Raw genomic sequence first — 6,705 nt, 5'->3', positions numbered from 1 at the left:
CCGAACTTTGTATCTTGATGGTATTCCTTTAATGAAACGACTCTTTCAAGCTTGTTGCTCTACTAATGCTCCTCCTACTCTTGCTATACCTGTCTAAACCTTATTCTTTGTCTTTTTAAAAGAGCCGCACCCTTATGGATTGTACCCAAACTATCGCGAAATATATCGTGCGATGGCTGAGATTTTGCCAACGGCGGGAAAACTGGATGATTTACAGCCTTTAGTGACAGAAATGCTGGATTATTTTCCAGAATCCTGGAGTATTTGGTCAAAAGCAGGGCAAGTATTGGTGGAACACTTTAATGATGCCACTAAGGGCTGTCGTGTTTGTGCCAAGGCAGTGGCACTAATGCCCCAGTTAGCATCACCATGGTTTCACCATGGTCGTGTCCTAGCCCTAGCGGGGAAACATTTTGAAGCACTAGAGGCTTTGGAAGAAGGATGGCAGAGGTTACCAGAACAGGGCGGTTACCTACAATCGGTTCCAGCGGCTGTGTGGCTGGCTCAGAGTTATCAGGCCCTTGGTGATCACCCTAGCAGTCGCAAGTGGTGGACAGAAGCTTGCGATCGCGCCCAAGCATTGATTGACTATAACCCAGCTTCGGCCTATTACTGGCAAGGCAAAACCTTGTGGGCGTTGGGGGATAAAACCAGAGCGATGCAGGCTTACCGCAGTGCTTTGAGCCATCAATTGCTTTATCCCACTCGTGGAGAGGTTAAACCGTTGCAGCAACAGTGAAGCAAAACTGGACTCCAAAAGCGTAAGCTATCAGCTATCAGCTAATGCCCGTAGCGCATATGCTTACTAAAGAGTGGCCTAACCACAAGCTTAGCTTGTGGTTAGGCCACTCTTTAGCTCTTTGTACTAGAGTGAAAGTTAGCGTAATTACTGCTAACTTTCACCATGGCTAGAATTAGAGGTATAGGGATGATTATCCAAGCCCTAATACCAGTTATTTACCTATTAGTAGTTATTATCACCTTAGCCACGATTGTGCTGGATATCAAGAGTCTTGTGGCTGAACCAGTACAAAAAATCAATAGCGCTTTGGTGACTATCAGTGGCAAGTTAGAGCAAACTGGAAATGTTATTGGTAGTGCCATAGAACCGATTGGTAATATAGATAAACAACTCGCTAAAACTGTCGAAACAATTGATAGTATTCCTGAAGTAATAGAGCTTCCGGCTATTCCGATTCCTGATGCAGAACTGCCCATTAAACCAAAAGTTAAATTGAGCAGCAGGGAGTTAACAAAGCCAGTTGTGTTCGTATTTGATATTCCCAAGATTCCTAAAGAACCTATTCTTAAGATTCCTAAGGTGCGAGTTGAAATTGAAAAGGTACCTGTTGCTTTACCTGATATTCCTGGGGCGAAGGTTAGTGTATCAGGACTAAAACAAACTAAAGCCCTTTTAACTAATAATGTTGAAATTATTCGCAGCTTAAATAAAGTTATTGGTATTCTTCCCAATATTGAAGTGATTAGAGACCATTACCAAAGACTAATTGTTGGGGAGCAGGGGTTAGTAGTAATCATTCAAAAAATTTGCCGTAATCTATTGGTTATGATCATCCTGTTGGTAGGGACTGTGCTACTTTCACTACCCTGGTTGGTTGTGAAATACATCAAGTGGGCTTCCCCTCAGGTAACTGCTGGATGGCAATTATTAAGGGGAGTATCTCAATAGGGAGCAGGGAGCAGGGAGCAGGGAGCAGGTAAGAGGTAAAAAAACAAAAATTATATGTAGTTCATGAGACTATAAACCGCTTTAGCTGGACAAGGTGATTAATTGAATAGAGATAAGATAATAGAGGTAAGAAAATGAGAGTTGATCAAAGCAGTGGTTTAAGGCAACGACTTAATGGTATAATCCTGATTATCTATGCCTTAATACCGATTATCCTAGTAGTGGTATTTTTGATTACTTTTTTAACAATTTTATATGACATCAAAAGTCTGGTTAGTGGCCCTTTGGTGGAAATCAATAACACCTTAGTGGAGGTTAAGGAAAGTACTCAGAAGGCAAAAGAGGAAATTGCTAATATCCTTGAACCAATCAAAACAGTAAACGCAGAAGTGCAAGAAGCCTTCGAGATAGTTGAACAGATTCCTACAGGAGTGAGTTTGCCTGATCTTGGCATCCCAGATGTTAATCTTCCGGTGAAACCAGATGTCAACTTGGGGGGTGGATTTCCTCCTAAGGTGAATATCGAGATGAAAGAGGTTTCAGTGGCTATGCCTACTATTCCTGGGTTTGAAGTACAAGTGGATGGTTTGCAACAGGTCAAGGCAGTTTTAAAAGATAATTTGGAAATACTTAGGGTTTTTAATACTATTGTCAGCGGTATCCCTAACCTCGATTCCCTTAGAGAAGATTCCCAAAAAATTGTAGCAGGAGTGCAGGAGTTGGTGAACGGAATTCAGAAAATCGGGAGCAAGGTATTGGGGCTGATTATATTTAGCGTAATCATGGTGATACCCTGGTTAATTAAGTTATGTATAGCTCCCTACGCTACCTGGGCTTACGGTCAGGTTACAACAGGATGGGCATTAGTCCGTGGTCAACTGACTGAATAAATCCGTAAGCATATGCGCTACGCGCACGCTACTTGAGGTGCGGTCAGCGGTCAGCGGTCAGCAGCGTCGCCCCGTAACGCTTTTCCCGATTCCCGATTCCCGATTCCCGATTCCCGATTCCCTTTGCTATAGCCATGTAGGGTGCGTTAGGGACGGAAAGCCTCTGATTTTCCGCCTCTTCGCGCCTGGGACAGGCCGTCCCGTAACGCACCACCAGTCTACTCCCTACTCCCTACTCCCTACTCCCGACTCCCTTTGCTATAGATTATATAGTTAGAAAACTTAAAGATTATCAGGATGAATAACCCTCAATCCAATATCTCTAAAGCCTATGAACCAGAAGCCACGTCGTCAGAAGAAATGACCATGAATGAGCTAGGTGCCTATGTGGCAGCGCCTGGAGCTATTGGTGGCTTAACCAAAATAGTCTTAGAAATAGTACAACCGCCCTCTAGTATACCAGTTAATCCCCCAGCTTGTAGCTCCTTTTTGTGTTTGCTACCAGCCAACCTGTTTCTAGGTATGATTAGTGCTGTGATTGGGACTTTTTTGTTGAGTGATGTTTTAGTATTTAGGAAATCCAAGTTCAAGGTAATTGGCTTAGCTTTAATGTTGGGATTGTTTTTCCCTAGTGTATTTAGCACAGCATCAACCATTACTAATTTGAACCTTGAAGTTCAAGAAGCTAGGCAGCAACAAAATCAAGCCATACAAGCAACGATGGCAGCTAATCAAAAATTAGCAATAACCTCAAAAGAGACCAAGGTTCAAAAAGAGGTTATTAAAGATATAAAAACATTAGGAAACAATTCCGCCGACCTTCAGGTTAAGAAAAATGCTATTCAAACTATAGAAGCAGTAGCGAAAGAGTCTAAAGATACTACTGTGAAGCAACAGGCGGTTGATTCATTGGAAGACTTAGCAACTAATTCTCAAAACAAACTGGTAAAAACAGAGGCTATTTCTGCTTTACAAAATCTCAAAATAAACGCTAATAGTAAAACACTAATAAATCAAGTCAATCAATCGATAAATATTTTAAAAAAATAGTCAGCGCTCAGCAATCAGCAGTCAGCGGTCAGCTTATTTTATTCAAAAGCTGTTCTCGTATCTTGGCACAGGCTTTGGCCTTTGGCCACGCTGTGCGAACGACCCTGTGAAGCATAAGCTGAGAGCTAATAGCTAAAACCTGAGAGCTGAGAGCTGATAGCTGATAGCTTACGGTAAAATTCTCAACAAAAATTGCTATTAACCAGTTTAAAGTAACTAAGATGCGCATCGGTAAACGCACTAGACCTAGACAATTAAACGTAATTATCAAAGGGTCATCCCATAACCATTGGCGTGACCCTTATCATATAATGCTGACCGTTAATTGGCCGATATTTTTCGGGCTAATTGCGGTTTGTTATTTAACCATAAACATCGTCTTTGCATTATTGTACCTAGCTGGAGGAAATTGTATTGAAAATGCCCGTCCAGGTGCTTTCTTCGATGTCTTTTTCTTCAGCGTTCAGACCATGGCATCCATTGGTTATGGTGCCATGTATCCCGTGACCTCCTATGCTAATGTCATTGTTACCATAGAAGCTCTAGTGGGTTTGATGGCCCTAGCTATGGCAACGGGACTAATGTTTGCCCGCTTCTCTCGCCCTACTGCCAGAGTCATCTTCAGTCGTAGGGCAGTGATTGCGCCCCATAATGGGGTCACTACCCTCATGTTCCGCACTGCCAATGAACGGGATAATCGGATTCTGGAAGCTCAGCTCAGGGTAAGTTTGCTGCGCAATGAAGTCACCTTGGAAGGGGAATCCATGCGTCGATTCTACGACCTCAAACTGTTGCGTAGCCAAACCCCTAGCTTTGCTCTAACTTGGACAGTGATGCATCCGATTGATGAAAGTAGTCCTTTATATGGGGAAACAGCAGAGTCTCTCGCTGAAATGGAAGCCACACTTGTTATCACCTTAGTTGGTATTGATGAAACGGTTTCCCAAACAATTCATACTCGTCACTCTTACACCGCATCAGAAATTTTGTGGGATAGGCGTTTTGTAGATATGTTTCATAGCAAATCAGACGGCAGTAGAATTATTGATTATAGCCACTTTCATGATGTTAAGTAATAGGAATTTATAGCGTTTGAGAACTGCTACATACTTAATAGATCTGAAATACCCACCTGACGTATCTTCTCTAATTCCAGAAGCCGACGATTAGCATCTTGACATTCCTGCCAATAGTATTGCTTACCTTGCCAATCATTACTAAGGTCAATTTTTTGCCATTGCTCTAAACAATAGCGCCGATGTTTTTCCAAAGCTACTATTTCTAGAGAAGCTGCTGCTGCCTGTATTACCATCGGGGCTCGCAAAATATCTTCTGTACAGGTTTCGTCAAGATGAAATAGATGAGCTACTTGAGTCATTTCCCTAGGAAATTGTAAACTCCGGTCTTGTAAACGGGAGATTAGCTGTTCAGGGGTGGTAGTGTAAAATTGTGTGCCTATCCCTTGGAGTTCAATAATTTGTTGCCACAAGAATCGATGATGAGAAAGACTAAACAGTAAATCTCCCTGGTCTAGAGTATCAATAATTGTTTGTCGATAGTCCGGACAGTGTAAATAAATCCGTAATAGTAAGGCTTCGGCTCGTTCTAAAAGCGTGCGTTCTTTACCAACAGGTAGGTTTGAGTCTTGATTACCCTTTTGTTTCGGTTTCTTTAACCGAGGTGAGGATTTCTTAAAGGCAGCTCTCAGGGGTTTTTGGAGTTGAGTTTGGAAATTTTCGATGTAGAGAGAGACTAGTTTACCTTGTCCTTGACTGAGAATTTGAGCACAGTGGTTAATATAATAAGTGAGCTGATTAATGTCATCCAGTTGATTGAGTAACTTAACCATTGCTTGGGCGACTTGCTGAAATTGATTGGCTTGTTGGAGGTCTTTGCCAATCAGGAGTTGATTAATCTGCCAATCCAGCCACAAGGGAGCATTTAGCAACAGTTGTTGGTATTTTTCCGTAGCGTCAGGAGCAGATTTGAGGAATTCATCAGCATCTTTGCCATCCGGTAGGTTGAGTACCCTTAGCTGGACAAGTCCTTGGTAAGCTAAGTTAGCAATTTCTCCAATGGCTCTTTGGGCAGCAGTGGTACCAGCAGCATCCGCATCAAAGTTGAGCACAATTTGCTTGGATTCAGTATAGCGCGATAGTTGCCGGACTTGATCTAAACTAAAAGCGGTACCAAGGGAGGCGACTATATTAGTAATTCCTGCAGCATGGAGTGCGATCGCATCAAAATATCCTTCCACCACTACAGCTTGGTCTTGCTTGGTAATGGCATTACGAGCTTTATCTAGGGCAAAGAGGGTTTTACTTTTATCAAACAGGGGAGTTTCTGGAGAGTTGAGGTATTTCGGTTGCTCATCCCCGAGACTTCTACCACCAAAGCCAATCACTCGACCTTGGGTGTCGTGGATGGGAATCATAATGCGATCGCGAAAGCCATCATAATACCCACCATTGTCCCTAGGCTTAATCAATCCCGCTTGCTCAACTAGCTTCACTGGCTTCCGTTTGTGTTCCACCAGATAGCGGTAAATGGTTTGCCAACTAGCTGGAGCATACCCTAGCTCGAAAGTAATGATAGTTTCCTCACTCAGACCCCTTTTACCGCGCAAGTACTCTAGGGCCTGCTGTCCTTGGGGTTGTCTGAGGGCATGTTGATAGAAAGCTGTGGCTAAGGCCAGAATCTCGTAGAGTTGCTCTTGTAGAGAAAGTTGCCGTTGTAATTGCTCCCGCTGTTCCGGTTGGAGGGTTTGGACTGGCACCTGGTAGCGCTGTGCCAAATCCAGCACCACATCTGAGAAGGAGTGCTTGCCAATCTCCATCAGGAATTTAATCGCATTCCCTCCAGCTTGGCAGCCGAAGCAGTAATACAGTTGTTTAGAGGGACTGACCGTGAAACTGGGAGTTTTTTCCTCATGGAAAGGGCACAGACCGACATGGTCTCTGCCACGCTTGCGCAATACCACATGCTCCGAGATGACATCCACAATGTCAGACCGTTCCTTAACTGCTTCAATAGTGTTTGGGTGTAGCCGTGGAATGTTCATTGCTCGATTACGTG

At 43.3% G+C, this 6,705-nt stretch carries 7 protein-coding genes; 6 read left to right on the top strand and 1 reads right to left on the bottom strand.

What is annotated here, in order from left to right; translation table 11 throughout:
- The first annotated feature begins 172 nt into the window (after positions 1-172).
- The 6 genes from F6K46_RS09195 (at position 173) to F6K46_RS09170 (ending at position 4,706) form a co-directional block, all read left to right on the top strand.
- On the top strand, positions 173-739 hold the full coding sequence (locus tag F6K46_RS09195) for a tetratricopeptide repeat protein (RefSeq protein WP_293055443.1): 567 nt from the start codon (positions 173-175) through the stop codon (positions 737-739).
- A gap of 165 nt (positions 740-904) precedes the next feature.
- Positions 905-1,690, top strand: a complete 786-nt coding sequence (locus F6K46_RS09190) for a hypothetical protein (protein WP_293055441.1) — start codon at positions 905-907, stop codon at positions 1,688-1,690.
- Between the two features lie 134 nt (positions 1,691-1,824).
- Positions 1,825-2,580 carry a hypothetical protein gene (locus F6K46_RS09185; protein WP_293055439.1) on the top strand — a complete coding sequence of 252 codons (756 nt, stop codon included), beginning with the start codon at positions 1,825-1,827 and terminating at the stop codon, positions 2,578-2,580.
- A gap of 37 nt (positions 2,581-2,617) precedes the next feature.
- Positions 2,618-2,857 (top strand): hypothetical protein, encoded by a 240-nt coding sequence (locus F6K46_RS09180; protein ID WP_293055437.1) that lies wholly within the window; start codon positions 2,618-2,620, stop codon positions 2,855-2,857.
- A gap of 89 nt (positions 2,858-2,946) precedes the next feature.
- Positions 2,947-3,630 (top strand): hypothetical protein, encoded by a 684-nt coding sequence (locus tag F6K46_RS09175; RefSeq protein ID WP_293055435.1) that lies wholly within the window; start codon positions 2,947-2,949, stop codon positions 3,628-3,630.
- A gap of 221 nt (positions 3,631-3,851) precedes the next feature.
- Positions 3,852-4,706, top strand: coding sequence for an ion channel (locus F6K46_RS09170; protein WP_293055433.1), 855 nt, complete (start codon positions 3,852-3,854; stop codon positions 4,704-4,706).
- Positions 4,707-4,732: 26 nt separating this feature from the next.
- On the opposite strand, the gene dnaG is transcribed toward F6K46_RS09170, so the two are convergent.
- The gene (dnaG, locus tag F6K46_RS09165) at positions 4,733-6,691 is read right to left on the bottom strand and encodes a DNA primase (protein ID WP_293055431.1); all 1,959 of its coding nucleotides are present in this window, start codon (positions 6,689-6,691) and stop codon (positions 4,733-4,735) included.
- Between the last annotated feature and the right edge of the window lie 14 nt (positions 6,692-6,705).

Source organism: Moorena sp. SIO3E8 (assembly GCF_010692445.1).
Taxonomy (GTDB): Bacteria; Cyanobacteriota; Cyanobacteriia; order Cyanobacteriales; family Coleofasciculaceae; genus Moorena; species Moorena bouillonii.
The sequence above is the reverse complement of the archived record's forward strand: the minus strand, read 5'-3'. Positions and strand labels throughout refer to the sequence as shown.

Excerpts from the sequence above, each read along its gene's own strand:
- F6K46_RS09195 (WP_293055443.1), top strand. The coding sequence starts at position 173 with ATGGCTGAGATTTTGCCAACGGCGGGAAAACTGGATGATTTACAGCCT.
- F6K46_RS09190 (WP_293055441.1), top strand. The coding sequence starts at position 905 with ATGGCTAGAATTAGAGGTATAGGGATGATTATCCAAGCCCTAATACCA.
- F6K46_RS09185 (WP_293055439.1), top strand. The coding sequence starts at position 1,825 with ATGAGAGTTGATCAAAGCAGTGGTTTAAGGCAACGACTTAATGGTATA.
- F6K46_RS09175 (WP_293055435.1), top strand. The coding sequence starts at position 2,947 with ATGAATGAGCTAGGTGCCTATGTGGCAGCGCCTGGAGCTATTGGTGGC.
- F6K46_RS09170 (WP_293055433.1), top strand. The coding sequence starts at position 3,852 with ATGCGCATCGGTAAACGCACTAGACCTAGACAATTAAACGTAATTATC.
- dnaG (WP_293055431.1), bottom strand. The coding sequence starts at position 6,691 with ATGAACATTCCACGGCTACACCCAAACACTATTGAAGCAGTTAAGGAA.